The sequence below is a fragment of the Streptomyces sp. LS1784 genome (assembly GCF_020103755.1).
In the GTDB taxonomy this organism is placed as follows: Bacteria; Actinomycetota; Actinomycetes; order Streptomycetales; family Streptomycetaceae; genus Kitasatospora.
Genome location: NZ_JAHSQD010000147.1, coordinates 1 through 15,884, shown reverse-complemented (window position 1 = coordinate 15,884; position 15,884 = coordinate 1). Strand labels below are relative to the sequence as shown.

Here is a 15,884-nt window from a genome sequence, read left to right as displayed (position 1 = left end):
AGGCCGCGCAGGGCGACGACGCGCTGGTGCGCGGGCTGGCCTTCGAGGCGCTGCGGGTGGCCGGCGGTCCGGCCGAGCAGGCGGTGCGCGCCGCGGTGGACGAGCCGGTGCTGCGCCCCTACGCACTGCTCTGGCTGGCGGAGCGCGCGGACGAGGGCGTCTCCCCGGCGGACGTGCTGGGCGCGGAGGACGCGGCCTGGCTCTGGGTGGACACCGCGGCCGCGGTGCTCGACCACGGCGAGACCGAGCTGCTGGTGGGCCACGTCGAGGGTGCCTCGGCGGGCGACCCGGTCCGGCTGTTCGCCCGGGCCCGGCAGTCCGGGCACCCGCGGGCGGCCTCGGTGCTGACGGCGGTCTCGGGCGTGCACCCGGACCCGGGCGTGGCCCGGGCGGCCCGCCGCTCGGCGTTCAGCGTGCACACCGGTGGTGCCTGACTTTTATGACAATTGCGGAAGAGTTCGGAGTCCGCAGCGACGGCGGATCCGGCGGATCCGACGTCCGTGTCGGCGTCCGCACCGGCGGTCCCTGAGCCCGCACCCGCGGCGCTCGACTGTTATGACACATGAGAAGGGCCCGGAACCAACAGGTTCCGGGCCCTGACTCTTATGACAATTGCGGGACTCAGCCGAGCCGCGACTCCGCCCGCCGGGCGCGGACGTCGCCGACCTTCTGCCCCACCTTGCGGCGGATGACCAGCAGCGGCGCCATCGCGGCGAGCGTGATCTGGGCGAAAGCGCCGACGTGCATCAGGGTGTCGCCGCCGGGCAGCCCGGTGGCCCAGGCGGCCAGGCAGCCGATGGCCACGACGACCCAGCAGAGCGTGGCGGTGGCCAGCAGCCCCTGCGGCTTCGGGTACTCGATCCGGCTGACCATCAGGTACGCGGCACCGAAGATGGCGAGCAGACCGGGCAGGAACGGCGGGTCGAGCAGCACGATGGCGATCACCGTCATCGCACCCATCGGGCAGGGCATGCCCTGGAACACCCCGGGCCGCATCTTGACGGCCGAGAAGCGGGCCAGCCGCAGCACCACCGCGAGCAGCACCGTGATGGCGATGAGCGCCGACAGCTTGCTGTTGGAACCCTGGGAGACCATGCCCCAGACCGCGACGAAGTAGGCCGGCGCGATGCCGAAGCTGATCAGGTCCGCCAGGTTGTCCAGTTCGGCTCCGAGGGCGGAGGAGCGCAGCTTGCGCGCCACCAGGCCGTCGAAGAGGTCGCACATCGAGCCGATCAGCAGCAGCGTGACCGCGGTGGCGGCGCTGTGCCGGTCCGGAGCGGCGTCCGGGTTGGTGATGTGCGGGACCAGGACCCCGGTGGTGATCGAGTAGATCGCCAGGAAGCCGCAGACGGCGTTCCCCAGGGTCAGGAAGTCGGCGGTGGACAGGTGCTGGGGAGAGCGCGGGGCGCGCAGCTCGCGGTCGCGCGCCCAGCGGCGGCGGCGCAGGGCCGTCTCCTCGTCGTCCAGGCCGACGATTGTCTCAGGATCAGTCACGGTCAAGGCGCGTCACCCCGGCTGTGGTCTTCTGGCCGACCTCGACGCCGACCTCGACGCCGGCCGGCAGGTAGGTGTCGACCCGGGACCCGAACCGGATCAGACCGATCCGGTCGCCCTGCTCGACCTTGGTTCCGGCGTCCACGTACGGCACGATGCGGCGGGCCACGGCCCCCGCGATCTGGACCATCTCGATGTCGCCGAGCTCGGTGTCGAAGTGCCAGACGACCCGCTCGTTCTGGTCGCTGTCCTTGTTGAACGCGGGGACGAAGCCGCCCGCGACGTGCTCGACCGACGTTACCGTGCCCGGCAGGGGCGCGCGGTTGACGTGGACGTTCAGCGGGCTCATGAAGATCGCGACCCGGGTGCGGCCGTCCGGCCAGGCGTCGATGCTCTGCACCACGCCGTCGGCGGGGGAGATCACTCTGCCCGTGCCGATCTCACGCTCGGGGTCGCGGAAGAACCACAGCATGCCCGCGCTGAGCGCACAGGCGGGTACCGCCGCCAGGGCCCACTTGCCGCTGCGCCGGGTGAGGGCGGTGGTCACGGCGGCCGTGGCGAGGGTGGGGACGAACCAGGGGGTGGCTCCGCGCGCGATGGTCACGCGGGGTCGCCGACCGGCCGTCGGGGCTGCGAGGGCATCGCGGTCCGTGACGGAGGTGTGAGGGGACGGGCTGATGGGCATCGAAGACCTTTGTCGCGGGGGATCATGGCCGCTGGACGGGGGCCACCGCGGGATCGGTAATAGAGGGACGGCTTGCTGTCCCGGTGGATGCTATCGGGAGCACACGGTGGGTGGGCAACCCGCCTGCTCGTTCATGTGTCCGGTGGCGGCGCGTGTGCGCGTCCACCCCTACGACCGTAGCTCGCCCCGGTCCGGTTCCCAAGGGACCGGACAGGGCTGGTGACTCATGTCTCAGCGGGTGCGCCGACGGAACCCGTCGGGCGAAACGGCCGTAGCGGCCGGAAGCGGGTGTGCGGAAGCGGCCGCAGGGCGCGTCGTTGCAGCTGTACGCCCTACGGCCGCTTCCGGAGGGCCGTGCCGGACCCAGGCGGACCAGGCCGGGCCCATGACGGGGCACGGCACTCCACCGGGACGGGCCCGCACGCCCGTCGACCGGCGGTTCGAGGGGCCGCCCGGCGACGTGGTGCGTCGGCCGGCGGCCCGGGGATCAGTCGGCGATCCGGTACTCCTCCAGGAGGCGGCGCCCGACGATCATCTTCTGGATCTCCGCAGTACCTTCACCGATGAGCAGCATCGGAGCCTCGCGGTAGAGGCGCTCGATCTCGTACTCCTTGGAGAAGCCGTAGCCGCCGTGGATGCGGAAGGCGTCCTCGACCACCTCCTTGCAGTACTCGGAGGCGAGGTACTTGGCCATGCCGGCCTCGAGGTCGTTGCGCTCGCCGCTGTCCTTCTTGCGGGCGGCCATGACCATCATCTGGTGGGCGGCCTCGACCTTGGTGGCCATCTCGGCGAGCTTGAACTGGATCGCCTGGTGCTCGGCGATCTTCTTGCCGAAGGTGGAGCGCTGCTGGGCGTAGGAGATACCGAGCTCGAAGGCGCGGCGGGCGACGCCGCAGCCGCGGGCGGCGACGTTGACGCGGCCGACCTCGACGCCGTCCATCATCTGGTAGAAGCCGCGGCCCGGGACGCCGCCGAGGATGCGGTCGGCCGGGATGCGGACGTCCTGGAGGACCAGCTCGGTGGTGTCGACGCCCTTGTAGCCCATCTTCTCGATCTTGCCGGGCACGGTCAGGCCGGGAACCTTGGGGTTCGGGCCGAAACCGGCCTCCTTCTCGATCAGGAAGGTGGTCATGTTCTTGTACGGGGTGCTGCCGCCCTCGTCGGTCTTGCAGAGGACCGCGACCAGGGTGGAGGTGCCGCCGTTGGTGAGCCACATCTTCTGGCCGTTGAGGACGTAGAACTCTCCCCCGGCCTCCGGCTGGGAGGTGCCCCCACGTTCCTTGACCGCCTTGGTGGAGATGGCCGAAACGTCGGAGCCGAGGCCCGGCTCGGACATCGAGAAGGCGCCACGGATCTCGCCGGCCGCCATCTTCGGCAGGAAGTAGTCCTTCTGCTCCTGGGTGCCGTGGGCGTTGATCATGTGAGCCACGATGAAGTGGGTGTTCACGATGCCGGAGACGGACATCCAGCCGCGGGCGATCTCCTCGACCACCAGGGCGTAGGTGAGCAGCGACTCGCCGAGGCCGCCGTACTCCTCGGGGATGGTCAGGCCGAACAGGCCGAGCTGCTTCATGCCCTCGACGATGGCGGTGGGGTACTCGTCCTTGTGCTCCAGCTCGGTCGCGACCGGAATGATCTCCTTGTCGACGAAATCCCGCACGGTGGCGAGGATGTCCCGCTGGATCTCGGTGAGGCCGTCGGTCTGTGCGAGGCGTCCCATCGTGCGGCTCCGAAAGGTTTGAGGGTCTGCGGAAAAGTCGGGGAGTCCCCCGGGGGGGGGGGATTGCGGGGGCCCTGCCGGCGTGGCTGCGGCAGCAGGGCCCCCGTACCGGGTGGGGCGCGGCCGATGACGGCGGCCTGCCCGTCCGGGGTCTCTCAGGGGGCCCGCCGCGGACGGAGGGCCCCTATAAAGGGGAGAGGCTCAGGAGTCGTGGAAGGAGAGGCTCAGGAGAGCGGGGTCGGACGGCCGGGCTGCTCGCCGCCGCGCTCCTTGATGTACGTCTCGGTCGGCACCATCACCTTGCGGCGGAAGATGCAGACGACCGTGCCGTCCTGCTTGTACCCCTTGGTCTCGACGTACACGATGCCGCGGTCGTCCTTGGACTTGGACGGCCACTTGTCGAGCACGGTGGTCTCGCCGTAGATGGTGTCGCCGTGGAAGGTCGGCGCGACGTGCCGCAGCGACTCGATCTCCAGGTTGGCGATCGCCTTGCCGGAGACGTCCGGGACGGACATGCCGAGCAGCAGCGAGTAGATGTAGTTGCCCACCACGACGTTCTTGCCGAAGTCCGTCGTCTTCTCCGCATAGTTGGTGTCCATGTGGAGCGGGTGGTGGTTCATGGTGAGCAGGCAGAAGAGGTGGTCGTCGTACTCGGTGACCGTCTTGCCGGGCCAGTGCTTGTAGACCGCGCCGACCTCGAACTCCTCGTAGGTGCGTCCGAACTGCATGCCGTGGGTCCTCAGCTTTCCGGGATCTCGAACTTGGTGGTGCGCTGCATGCCCGCGGCCCGGCCCTTGCCGGAGATGACCAGCGCCATCTTGCGGCTGGCCTCGTCGATCATCTCGTCGCCGAGCATCGCGGAGCCCTTGGCGCCGCCCGCCTCGGAGGTGCAGTAGTCGTACGCGTCGAGGATCAGCTCGGCGTGGTCGTAGTCCTCCTGCGAGGGCGAGTAGATCTCGTTCGCGGCGGCGACCTGGTCCGGGTGGAGCACCCACTTGCCGTCGAAGCCGAGGGCGGCCGAGCGGCGGGCGACCTCGCGGTAGCCCTCCTGGTTGCGGATCTGGAGGTACGGGCCGTCGATCGCCTGGAGGTCGTTGGCGCGGGCGGCCATCAGGATGCGCATCAGGATGTAGTGGTAGGCGTCGGCGCCGTAGCCGGGCGGCTGCTCGCCGACGACCAGCGACTTCATGTTGATGGAGGCCATGAAGTCGGCGGGGCCGAAGATGATGGTCTCCAGACGGGGCGAGGCCTCGGCGATGGCGTCGACGTTGATCAGGCCCTTGGCGTTCTCGATCTGCGCCTCGATGCCGATCCGGCCGACCTCGAAGCCCATGGTCTTCTCGATCTGGGTGAGCAGCAGGTCGAGCGCCTTGACCTGCCCGGCGTCCTGCACCTTGGGCAGCATGATGCAGTCGAGGTTGGGGCCGGCGCCCTCGACCACGGTGATCACGTCGCGGTAGGTCCAGTGCGTGGTCCAGTCGTTGACGCGCACGACGCGGGTCTTGCCGCCCCAGTCGCCGTTGTTGAGCGCGTCGACGATGGTGTGGCGCGCGCTCTCCTTGACCAGCGGGGCGCAGGCGTCCTCCAGGTCGAGGAAGACCTGGTCGGCCGGCAGGCCCTGGGCCTTCTCCAGGAAGCGCGGGTTGCTGCCCGGCACGGCGAGACAGGAGCGGCGCGGGCGCAGACGGTTGACAGCAGTCATAAGAATCGAGGGTTCCTTCCCAGTGGTCAGCTGGTCAGCTGGTCAGTTCGTGGCCGTGGTCGGTGCGGACGTCCACGGCTGAAGCCTGTTGGCCAGCCGGATCTCGTCCACGATCCGGCCGATGATGGTCGTGATGCCGAAGTCCTTCGGGGTGAACACGGCGGCGACGCCGGCGGCCTTGAGGGCCTCGCCGTCCGCTGCCGGGATGATGCCACCCACGATCACCGGGACATCCTCCACCCCGGCGCGGCGCAGCCGCTTCAGGACGTCGGGCACCAGCTCGCTGTGCGCGCCGGAGAGGATGGACAGGCCCACGCAGTGCACGTCCTCCGCGACGGCGGCGGAGACGATCTGTTCCGGGGTCAGCCGGATGCCCTGGTAGACCACCTCGAACCCGGCGTCGCGGGCCCGGACGGCGATCTGCTCGGCGCCGTTGGAGTGACCGTCCAGGCCGGGCTTGCCGACGAGCAGGCGCAGCTTGCCGGCGCCCAGCTCCTCGGCGGTCGCGGCGACCGCGGCACGGACCTGTTCCAGCTCGCCGCCGGGCTCGGCGGCCACCGCGACGGGGGCGCCGCCGACGCCGGTGGGCGCGCGGTACTCGCCGAAGACCTCGCGCAGGGCGAAGGCCCACTCTCCGGTGGTGACGCCGGCCCGGGCGCAGGCGAGCGTGGCCGGCATCAGGTTGTCCTCGGTGGCGGCGACGGCCTTGAGCTCGGCCAGCGACGCCTGGACGGCGGCCTCGTCGCGCTCGGCGCGCCAGGCCTCCAGGGCGGCGAGCACGGACTGCTCGGAGGCCGGGTCGACCACCATGATCGCGGTGTCGAGGTCGGCGGTGAGCGGGCTCGGCTCGGTGGTGTCGAAGCAGTTCACCCCGACGATCTTGTCCTCCCCGGACTCGATCCGGGCCCGGCGGGCGGCGTGCGAGGCGACCAGGTTGGACTTCAGGTAGCCGGACTCGACGGCCGGAATCACCCCACCCATCTCCAGCACCTTGGCGATCTCCGCCTCGGCGCCGGCCAGCAGCTCGGCGGTCTTGGCCTCGACCACCTCGGAGCCGCTGAAGATGTCGCCGTACTCCAGCAGGTCCGACTCGTACGCCAGCACCTGCTGGATGCGCAGCGACCACTGCTGGTCCCAGGGCCGGGGCAGGCCGAGCGCCTCGTTCCAGGCGGGCAGCTGGACAGCACGCGCACGGGCGTCCTTGGAGAGGGTGACGGCCAGCATCTCCAGGACGATCCGCTGGACGTTGTTCTCCGGCTGGGCCTCGGTCAGGCCCAGCGAGTTGACCTGGACCCCGTACCGGAAGCGGCGCTGCTTGGGGTCGGTGACGCCGTAGCGCTCCAGGGTGACCTTCTCCCACAGCCGGGCGAAGGCGCGCATCTTGCACATCTCCTCGACGAAGCGCACGCCGGCGTTCACGAAGAAGGAGATCCGGGCGACCACCTCGCCCATCCGCTCGGCCGGCACCTGGCCGGAGTCGCGCACGGCGTCGAGCACCGAGATGGCGGTGCACATCGCGTAGGCGATCTCCTGGACGGGCGTGGCCCCGGCCTCCTGCAGGTGGTAGCTGCAGATGTTGATCGGGTTCCACTTGGGGATGTTGCCGACCGTGTAGGCGATCATGTCGGTGATCAGCCGCACCGACGGGCCGGGCGGGAAGACGTGCGTCCCGCGCGACAGGTACTCCTTGACGATGTCGTTCTGGGTGGTGCCGGTGAGCTTGGCGATGTCCGCGCCCTGCTCCTCGGCGACCACCTGGTAGAGCGCCAGCAGCCACATCGCGGTGGCGTTGATCGTCATGGAGGTGTTGGTCCGTTCGAGCGGGATGCCGTCGAACAGGGTGCGCATGTCGCCGACGTGCCCGACCGGGACGCCGACCCGGCCGACCTCGCCGCGGGCGAGGACGTGGTCGGAGTCGTAGCCGGTCTGGGTCGGCAGGTCGAAGGCGACGGACAGACCGGTCTGGCCCTTCGCCAGGTTCCGCCGGTAGAGCGCGTTGGAGTCGCTCGCGGTGGAGTGGCCGGCGTAGGTGCGCATCAGCCAGGGACGGTCGCGCTGGACGCGCTGCGGCTCAGTCATCGGACCCGTCTCACACGTTCCGGAAGCGGTTGATGGCGTCGACGTGCTGGGCACGGAACTCCTCGTCGCGCACGCCCAGGCCCTCCTCGGGGGCCAGGCAGAGCACGCCGACCTTGCCCTGGTGCTTGTTGTGGTGCACGTCCAGGGCGGCCTGGCCGGTCTCCTCCAGGGAGTAGACCTTGGACAGGGTCGGGTGGATCTTGCCCTTGGCGATCAGGCGGTTGGCCTCGAAGGCCTCGCGGTAGTTGGCGAAGTGCGAGCCGACGATCCGCTTGAGCGACATCCACAGGTACCGGTTGTCGTACTGGTGCATGTAGCCGGAGGTGGAGGCGCAGGTGACGATGGTGCCGCCCTTGCGGGTGACGTACACCGAGGCGCCGAAGGTCTCCCGGCCCGGGTGCTCGAAGACGATGTCCACGTCCTCGCCGCCGGTGAACTCGCGGATCTTCGAGCCCAGGCGCTTCCACTCGCGCGGGTCCTGGGTGTTCTCGTCCTTCCAGAACCGGTAGCCCTCCGCCGAGCGGTCGATGATGGCCTCGGCGCCCATGGCGCGGCAGATCTCGGCCTTCTGGTCGTTGGAGACCACGCAGATCGGGGTGGCGCCGCCGGCCAGCGCGTACTGGGTGGCGTACGAGCCGAGACCGCCGCTGGCACCCCAGATCAGCACGTTGTCGCCCTGCTTCATGCCGGCGCCGTTGCGCGAGACCAGCTGGCGGTAGGCGGTGGAGTTGACCAGGCCGGGGGAGGCGGCCTCCTCCCAGGTGAGGTGCTTGGGCTTGGGCAGCAGCTGGTTGGTCTTCACCAGGGCCAGCTGGGCCAGGCCGCCGAAGTTGGTCTCGAAGCCCCAGATGCGCTGCTCCGGGTCCATCATCGTGTCGTTGTGGCCGTCCGGGGATTCCAGCTCGACCGAGAGGCAGTGCGCGACGACCTCGTCGCCCGGCTTCCAGGCGTTGACCCCGGCGCCGGTGCGCAGCACCACGCCGGCCAGGTCGGAGCCGACCACGTGGTACGGCAGGTCGTGGCGCTTGGTGAGCGGCGACAGCCGGCCGTAGCGCTCCAGGAAGCCGAAGGTGGAGACCGGCTCGAAGATCGAGCTCCAGACGGTGTTGTAGTTCACCGCGCTGGCCATGACGGCGACCAGGGCCTCGCCGGGACCCAGCTCGGGCAGGGCGACGTCGTCGAGGTGAAGGGACTTGCGGGGGTCCTTGTCGCGGCTGTCGAGGCCCGCGAACATCTGCTCCTCGTCCTTGTGGAGCGTCACCGCGCGGTAGGACTCGGGGAGCTTGATCGCCGCGAAGTCCGCCGACGTGGTGTCGGTGCTGAGGATCGCGTCGAGGATTTCCTGCATGGCTGCCTCCGAAGGCGTACCTGTGTGAGGGCACAGGGCGTCTGGGGGAGCCGGGAGCGGACACCGGCTTCGCTGAGGTGGGTGGTGGGCGGGTCAGACTGGGCGCCCGGTGTGGACCGGGCCGTTCTGGCTCTGCTCCCGGGGTGTGGGAACGCCGGACGACAGCGCGCCGAGGTGGGGAGCCGCGGCGCCGCGACTGGTGGGTAACAAGGTAGTGGCACCCTGTGCCACTCGTAAAGACACCGGGTGTCAGGAATTCCGACGGCTTCCGAGGTCGTGCGACGCGCGTTGCGCGGACATGCGAAGGGCCCGCGCCGCCACGTCGGCGCGGGCCCTCGATACTGCTCTGACCTGCGTGAATACTGTGCTTACGACTCCCGGGCGCCGCTCAGTGCGGCCCTGATGCTGTCCACCACGACATCCAGCGGAGCGTCCGTCCGGGCCACTGTGATGAGCACCTCACCTCCGGGGCTGGCACTCAGTGCGCTCTCCGCCCCGGTGTCCCCCGGGGTCCCATTGGCACCCGGTGCCACCACCGATCCCCGGCGTCTGGCACCCGGCGCGCTGGAGGCCCAGAAGGTCCGCCGGATCACCTCGAAGGAGTGGTCCAGCTGTGCCTCCACGTCGCCCCGGCCGCCGGCCCGCAGCCAGCGCCGCAGCACATGGTTGTGCGCCGCGACCACCGCCGCCGCCGAGACCTCGGCCAGCATCGAGTCGTCCTCGCCGCCGCGCTGCCAGCCGGACGGGATGGACTCGCCGGTGTCGAAGCGCCCCAGCAGGTAGCGGGTGAACAGCCGCTCGTAGCGGGCCACCACGGCGATCTCCCGCTCGCGCAGCGCCGGGACCTGACGGATCAGCTGGTACCGCGCCACCGACACCCCCGGGGTGGAGGCGTACATCCGCAGCACCTCCTTGATGCCGCGGCAGACCACGTCCAGCGGGTGTTCCTCCGGCTCGGCGCTGGCCAGCAGGTCGGCCACCCGCACCAGGGTGTCGTCGTGGTCCGGGAAGATCGCCTCCTCCTTGGACCGGAAGTACCGGAAGAAGGTGCGCCGGGCCACCCCGGCGGCGGCCGCGATCTGGTCGACCGTGGTCTCCTCGTAGCCCTGCGAGGCGAACAGCTCCATCGCGGCCGTGGCCAGGTCCTGGCGCATCTGCTGGCGCTGCGCCGCCGCCCGGCGGCTTCCCGGCCCGCCGTCCGGCCCGGTGCCCCCGGTGGAGGGGGCGGTCCGGTCGGCGCCGCGGTGCGGCCCGGCGGGGTGCTGCGGGGAGGTTGACTGAACCCGATCCATGTCCGGAACGCTACACGGCCCGGACGGTGCGGCCGCGGCCCTTCCCCGACGCACCGGTGCGACCGGGCCGGTCACGGCCGGGCGAGGCCAGCGGGAGGATACCGTCCCGGGGCTCCAACCGGGGCGCGCGGAGGACGCTGAGGGCGCGGAGCCGTACGACGGGGCGCCGTTCCCGGGAGCCGCGCCGCCGTGGGGCTGGGCCCCGTACGGCGGGGCCCCGTACGGCTGTGCGGCGTGCGATCCGGCCTGCGGGGGCCCGTACGGCGTCTCGTACGGGCCGCCCCCGGCCTGCGGCGTGGTCACCGGCGCGCGTGGTCGCGGAAGCCGCGGCCGGTCTTGCGGCCCAGGCAGCCCGCCGCGACCAGGTGCTCCAGTAGCGGTGCGGCGGCCAGGCCCGGCTCGCGGAACTCCTGGTGCAGCACCCGCTCGATCGTCAGCGAGACGTCCAGGCCGACCACGTCCAGCAGCTCGAACGGGCCCATCGGGTAGCCGCAGCCGAGCTTCATCGCGGTGTCGATGTCGTCCACCGTCGCGTAGTGCTCCTGGAGCATCCGCACCGCGTCGTTCAGGTAGGGGAAGAGCAGCGCGTTGACGATGAAGCCGGCCCGGTCGCCGCACTCCACCGGGTGCTTGCGGACCTTGGCGGTCAGCTCCAGCACGGTCGCGGTGACGTCCGGCGCGGTCAGCACGGTGGAGACCACCTCGACCAGCTTCATCGCCGGGGCCGGGTTGAAGAAGTGCATGCCGATCACGTCCTGCGGCCGCGTGGTGGCGGTCGCGCAGCTGATCACCGGCAGGGAGGAGGTGGTGGTGGCGAGCACCGCCCCCGGCTTGACGATCTTGTCCAGAGTGGCGAACAGCTCCCGCTTGACCGCCAGGTCCTCGGCGACCGCCTCGACCACCAGGTCCACCTCGGCCAGCTCGGCGTACTGGCCGACCGGGGTGACGAGCGCCAGCGCGGCGTCCCGTGCCTCGGCGGACAGCCGGCCCTTGGCCACCGAGCGCTCCAGCGACTTCGCCAGCTGCGCCTTGGCCGCCTCGGCCTTCTCCTGGCTCCGGGCGGCCAGCAGCACCGGGTGCCCGGCCTTGGCGAACACCTCGGCGATGCCGGTGGCCATCGTCCCCGAGCCGCAGACGCCGACGGTGCGCACCTCCCGGCCCGGCACCCCGGGCAGGGCCGGCCCGGTGGCCGCGTCCACGGCCCGGGACGAGCCCGGCGCCTCGTAGGTGTAGAAGCCGCGCCCGGTCTTGCGGCCCAGCAGCCCGGCCGCGACCAGCTGGCCGAGGATCGGGGCGGGCGCGTGCAGGCGGTCCCGGGACTGCTCGTACATCGCCTCCAGCACGGTGCGCGCGGTGTCGATGCCGATCAGGTCGAGCAGCGCCAGCGGACCCATCGGCAGGCCGCAGCCGAGCCGCATCGCGGCGTCGATGTCCTCCCGCGAGGCGTACTTGGACTCGAACATCGCGGCGGCCTGGTTCAGGTAGGCGAACAGCAGGCCGTTCACCACGAAGCCGGCCCGGTCGCCGGCCGCCACCGGCTCCTTGCCGAGGTCGCGGGCGAAGGCGGCGGCGTCCTCGGCGGTCTGCGGGGAGGTCAGCACGGTGCGGACCACCTCGACCAGCTTCATGCCGTGCACCGGGTTGAAGAAGTGCAGGCCGAGCACCCGCTCCGGACGGGCGGTCGCGGCGGCGATCCGGGTCACCGACAACGCGGTGGTGCCGGTGGCCAGCACGGTGGCCTCCGGGCAGATCCGGTCCAGCTCGGCGAAGACCTCCCGCTTCAGTTCCAGCTGCTCGGGCACCTCCTCGATCACCAGGTCCGCCCCGGCGGCGGCCGCCAGCTCGTGGCCGACCGAGATCCGGGCCAGCAGCCCGGTGCGCTCCTCGGCGGTCAGCCGCTCCCGGTCCACCGCGTGCGCGGTGGCCTCCTCGATCCGGGCCAGTGCCCGGGCGGCCGAGTCCTCGGTGGCCTCGATGCCGATCACCCGGCGGCCGCTCTTGGCGACCGCCACCGCGACGCCGGCACCCATGGTGCCGAGGCCGACGACCGCGACGGTGGGGAAGGGACGCTCCATCTGTCCTGACTCCTAGTCATGAAGGGCCCGCGCGTGCTCCGGCGGGCACGCCGCCGCGCCCGTACGCCGGGGGCGGCCGCCGCCGGAGGAGGGTCCACGTGCGGGGGCTGGGGAGATGACGGGGTGTCGGCGCACCCGGGCAGCGGCCGGTCCGCTCCGGCCGAACTGCGGATGTGCCGTGGTGCTCAGGCGCTCGAAAGTGAAGGAAGCGACTCTGATGCGAGGAGGAACCCGGCCCGCCGCGGTCCGCGGCACCGGCCGGTGAAAGCGCACCGCGCGAGCGCCGGAGAAGCGGCGACCGCGGCCTGCCGCCGGTGCGGCTCCCGAAGCCCGGCGGTGGTGCGTGTCCGGCCACTGTAGCGAAGCTACTTGTGAGTAGGAAGGGGGGCGGCGCCGGAAAACCGTTCGGGGCCGGGGGGCGAAGCCGTGCGAGGTGGAGACGGAAAACCGTTCGGGCAGCGGATGGGTGTTCGCTAGGGTGATCGACGCGGGGGCGGCTCCGCGGCGTGCTTCCTTCTCACTCATCTCCAAAATGAACCGAGTGCGCCCACTCTCCGCCCCCGCTTCGTCGTACCCACGGGGGAAGAGCTGTGAAGAAGCCGAGCGCCGTCGTACCCGAGACCGGTCTGGACGCCTATCTGCTGCGCCGCCACGGGACGGTCCTGGTCGAGCCCGGAGCCGGGCCCGGCCAACCGCAGCCGTGGACGGCCCAGGGGCTGGTCGCCCTGGAGGCCGACCTCGCCCGGCGCGGCCACGTGCTCACCGCGCCGCTGCGGGCCGCCCTCGGCCGGCTGCGCCCGCTCGACCTCTCCGCGGCCGGCACCCGGCTGCTGTGGGGCATTGACGCGATGCTCGGCGCCGACCGCAGCCACGTCCCGCTGTTCCGCCGCTTCCCCGAGGGCGTGCCCTCGCACGCGCACGCCGACTACTCCGCGATCATCCGCGGCTACCTGCTCTGCCAGGCGAGCCAGGTCTGCCTGCTCTGCGAACGCAGCAGCCTGGAGGCCGGCATCGGCGCCCTCGCCCCCTGCGCCCACCTGCTGTGCGGCGACTGCTACCGGGAGCGGGTCGAGGACGGCGGCGACCGCCACTGCCCGCTCTGCCGCACTCCGCTGGAGCGCAAGCGCCGTCTGTCCACCGACACCAGGGCCGCCCGCAAGGCGGCCCGCGAACTGCAGCCCGGACAGCAGCTCAAGCCGCTGCGCCTGGCCGGTCCCGCCGAGGTGGCCGCGCTCGCCGCCACCGCGCTGACCGCGCTGCTCGCCCGGCAGACGCCGCTGAGCCCGCAGGACCGCGAGGACCTCGCCCTGCTGCTCGACCACACCCCGGCCGACCCGGCCGACTGGCTGCCTGCCGAGATCCCCGTCCGGGAGACCCGCGCCACCGTGCTGGCCGCCCTGCTGCACCGCGACCGGGAAGCCGCCCGGCCGCTCCTCGCCGGCCACCTCACCACCGCCACCGACGTCCTGCGGCTGATCTGGGCGTGGTCCGGCGCCGAACCCGACCTGCTGCCGGAGACCGCCCGCACGCTGCGGCTGCGGAGCCTGCCCCGCCCGCTGCGCCGCGAACTGCTCGCCGTCCTGGACGCGTTCCCGGCCGGCACCCTCGCCGAGGACCTGCGCCGCCACCGGCAGGCCTGGCTGCGGGCCGGCGAACTGCTGCACCCGTACGAGCACCGCGCCCGCTTCCCGTACGCGGCGGCCGCCTTCGCCGTGGTCCGGCAGAGCGACCTCGACCTGCACGGCCTCGGCCCGCAGCTGCGCGAGGCGCCCGCCCCGCTGCGGGTGAGCGAGACGCCCGGCGGCCACACCCGGCTGACCGTGGAGACCTTCGCCGCCCGGGTCGAGCACACCCTCGAACAGGGCGACCTGCCCGCCACCGTCAGGCTGCTGGCCCGCCGCCCGGGCGAACTGGTACGCCGACTGCACCACCTGCTGCGGGTGCACGCCACCTGCTTCCCCGGCGAGCCGCTGCCCGCCGAACTCGCCGAAGCACTGCCGGGGGCGCTGCGCGCGGTCGCTCCGGGCCCGCTGCTCGGCGCGTACGGACGGCTGCGCGCGCCGCGCGGAATCGGCGAGCGACGGCTGTACTTCCCGCGCGGCCGGGTCGCCTCGGCGCACTCCCGCTTCGACTGGGGCACGCCCGTCCCGGACCGGTTGAGCGCGCCGGTCTGCGCCCTGATCGAGGCCGAACTGCTGCGCCGGGCCGAGCAGTCGGCGGCCGCTTCGGGGCGCTACGAGGTGGCCGTACTGGACGCCGCCCTCGCCGACCTGGTGGTCCCGTTCGCCGAGCGGGCCAGTGCCAAGACCCTGGTCGCGGTGCCGCGCGGCAGCGTGCAGGGGCTCCCGGGCGGGCAGCACCTGCGACTGTTCGTGCACTGGATGCAGCGCCCGCACCAGCGGGTGGACCTCGACCTGTCGGTCGCCTTCTACGACGAGGAATGGCAGTTCACCGGCCTGTGCGACTACACCCGGCTGGTCACCGGGCCGCGCGCCGCCGTCCACTCCGGCGACTTCACGACCGCCCCGCCGCCGCACGGCGCCACCGAGTTCGTCGACCTGGACCTGCGGGCGCTGGGAAAGGCCCGCGCCCGGTACGCCGTGGTGGTGGTGTTCAGCTACAACGACATCCCCTTCGAGGACCTCACCGACGCGTTCGCCGGCTTCATGACCCTGACCCCCTCCGAGGCGGCCCGGCAGCGCACGGGCAGTTTCCACCCCAGGAGCGTCCGCCAGCGGCTGGACCTCGCCGGGGACGCCCGGATCTGCGTGCCGATGATCGTCGACCTCCAGACCCGCAGCTACACCTGGACCGACCTCAACGTGGGCTCCGGCACCGGGTTCCACAACCTCTACCGGCACCACGCCGTGGTCGGCTCGCTGGCCGCCGACGTCCTGACGCACTTCGCGCCCGGCTCCCGGGCCACCCTGTGGGACCTCGCCTGCGCCACCGCGGCGGCGGGCAGCGACGAGGTGCTGGTCCGCGACCGGACCGGCCGCGGGCTCGGCGTCTACCACCGGGGCGCGGACGAGCCGGTGAGCGCCTTCGCCGAGCGGCTGCGCTCCCGCCACGCGAGCGACCGGCGCACCGAGCAGCCGCCGGACGACACCGCCCGGCTGATCGCCGAACGCCTCGCCGGTGCCCGGGCGTTCGCCGCCCTGGTGCACGCCGACGTGCGCGCCCCGGCCGAGGTGTGCGGGACGCTCTACCGGCTCTACCCGGGCCCGACCGACGCCGCCCCGGACACCCTGGAACGGATCACGGCGGGGGAGTTGACCGCCAGATTCGCCCCGAAAGGGTGAACGGGTGAACAGGGCTGCCAATAGGGCCACCCGATAGGGGAGTTACCCGACCCCGACCGGCGGGGCAGCATGGTGACATGACCACCGGAACCGCCACCGCCGGCCCCACCGCGCCCGGTCCCGCCGAGCCGCCCGCCACCGCGGAACAGCTCGCCACCGCCGCGGCGGCAGCCGTCGCGCTGCCACC

The 15,884-nt window shown here is 72.1% G+C and carries 10 protein-coding genes and 1 pseudogene; 2 read left to right on the top strand and 9 right to left on the bottom strand.

Annotated features, from left to right (window positions below; all coding sequences use genetic code 11):
* Positions 1-434 (top strand): annotated as a pseudogene (locus KS423_RS18775) (hypothetical protein); the annotation flags it as partial.
* A 187-nt stretch (positions 435-621) separates the two neighbouring features.
* On the opposite strand, the gene KS423_RS18770 reads toward KS423_RS18775, so the two are convergent.
* The 9 genes from KS423_RS18770 to KS423_RS18730 all read right to left on the bottom strand — a co-directional run bounded on the left by KS423_RS18770 (position 622) and on the right by KS423_RS18730 (position 12,395).
* The gene (locus KS423_RS18770) at positions 622-1,500 is read right to left on the bottom strand and encodes a phosphatidylcholine/phosphatidylserine synthase (protein WP_374119977.1); all 879 of its coding nucleotides are present in this window, start codon (positions 1,498-1,500) and stop codon (positions 622-624) included.
* Positions 1,487-2,179 (bottom strand): phosphatidylserine decarboxylase, encoded by a 693-nt coding sequence (locus KS423_RS18765; RefSeq protein ID WP_224280704.1) that lies wholly within the window; start codon positions 2,177-2,179, stop codon positions 1,487-1,489. Before KS423_RS18765 ends, KS423_RS18770 begins: the two co-directional genes overlap by 14 nt.
* A 487-nt stretch (positions 2,180-2,666) precedes the next feature.
* Positions 2,667-3,899, bottom strand: a complete 1,233-nt coding sequence (locus KS423_RS18760; protein WP_224280703.1) for an acyl-CoA dehydrogenase family protein — start codon at positions 3,897-3,899, stop codon at positions 2,667-2,669.
* Positions 3,900-4,123: 224 nt separating this feature from the next.
* Positions 4,124-4,627: a MaoC family dehydratase gene (locus tag KS423_RS18755; RefSeq protein WP_045704019.1), complete on the bottom strand. Its 504-nt coding sequence runs from the start codon at positions 4,625-4,627 to the stop codon at positions 4,124-4,126.
* Positions 4,628-4,638: 11 nt separating this feature from the next.
* The gene (locus tag KS423_RS18750) at positions 4,639-5,601 is read right to left on the bottom strand and encodes a CoA ester lyase (protein WP_224280702.1); all 963 of its coding nucleotides are present in this window, start codon (positions 5,599-5,601) and stop codon (positions 4,639-4,641) included.
* Between the two features lie 42 nt (positions 5,602-5,643).
* Positions 5,644-7,680, bottom strand: a complete 2,037-nt coding sequence (locus KS423_RS18745) for a protein meaA (protein WP_224280701.1) — start codon at positions 7,678-7,680, stop codon at positions 5,644-5,646.
* Between the two features lie 10 nt (positions 7,681-7,690).
* Entirely contained in the window at positions 7,691-9,028 is a 1,338-nt protein-coding gene (ccrA, locus tag KS423_RS18740) for a crotonyl-CoA carboxylase/reductase (RefSeq protein ID WP_224280700.1), read from the bottom strand.
* Positions 9,029-9,396: 368 nt separating this feature from the next.
* Complete coding sequence (locus KS423_RS18735) at positions 9,397-10,320, bottom strand: TetR family transcriptional regulator (RefSeq protein WP_224280699.1); 924 nt, start codon at positions 10,318-10,320, stop codon at positions 9,397-9,399.
* Between the two features lie 299 nt (positions 10,321-10,619).
* Positions 10,620-12,395 (bottom strand): 3-hydroxyacyl-CoA dehydrogenase family protein, encoded by a 1,776-nt coding sequence (locus KS423_RS18730; protein ID WP_224280698.1) that lies wholly within the window; start codon positions 12,393-12,395, stop codon positions 10,620-10,622.
* A 590-nt stretch (positions 12,396-12,985) separates the two neighbouring features.
* On the opposite strand from KS423_RS18730, the gene KS423_RS18725 reads away from it, so the two are divergent.
* Positions 12,986-15,697 carry an MXAN_6230/SCO0854 family RING domain-containing protein gene (locus KS423_RS18725; RefSeq protein ID WP_224280697.1) on the top strand — a complete coding sequence of 904 codons (2,712 nt, stop codon included), beginning with the start codon at positions 12,986-12,988 and terminating at the stop codon, positions 15,695-15,697.
* Positions 15,698-15,884: the final 187 nt, after the last annotated feature.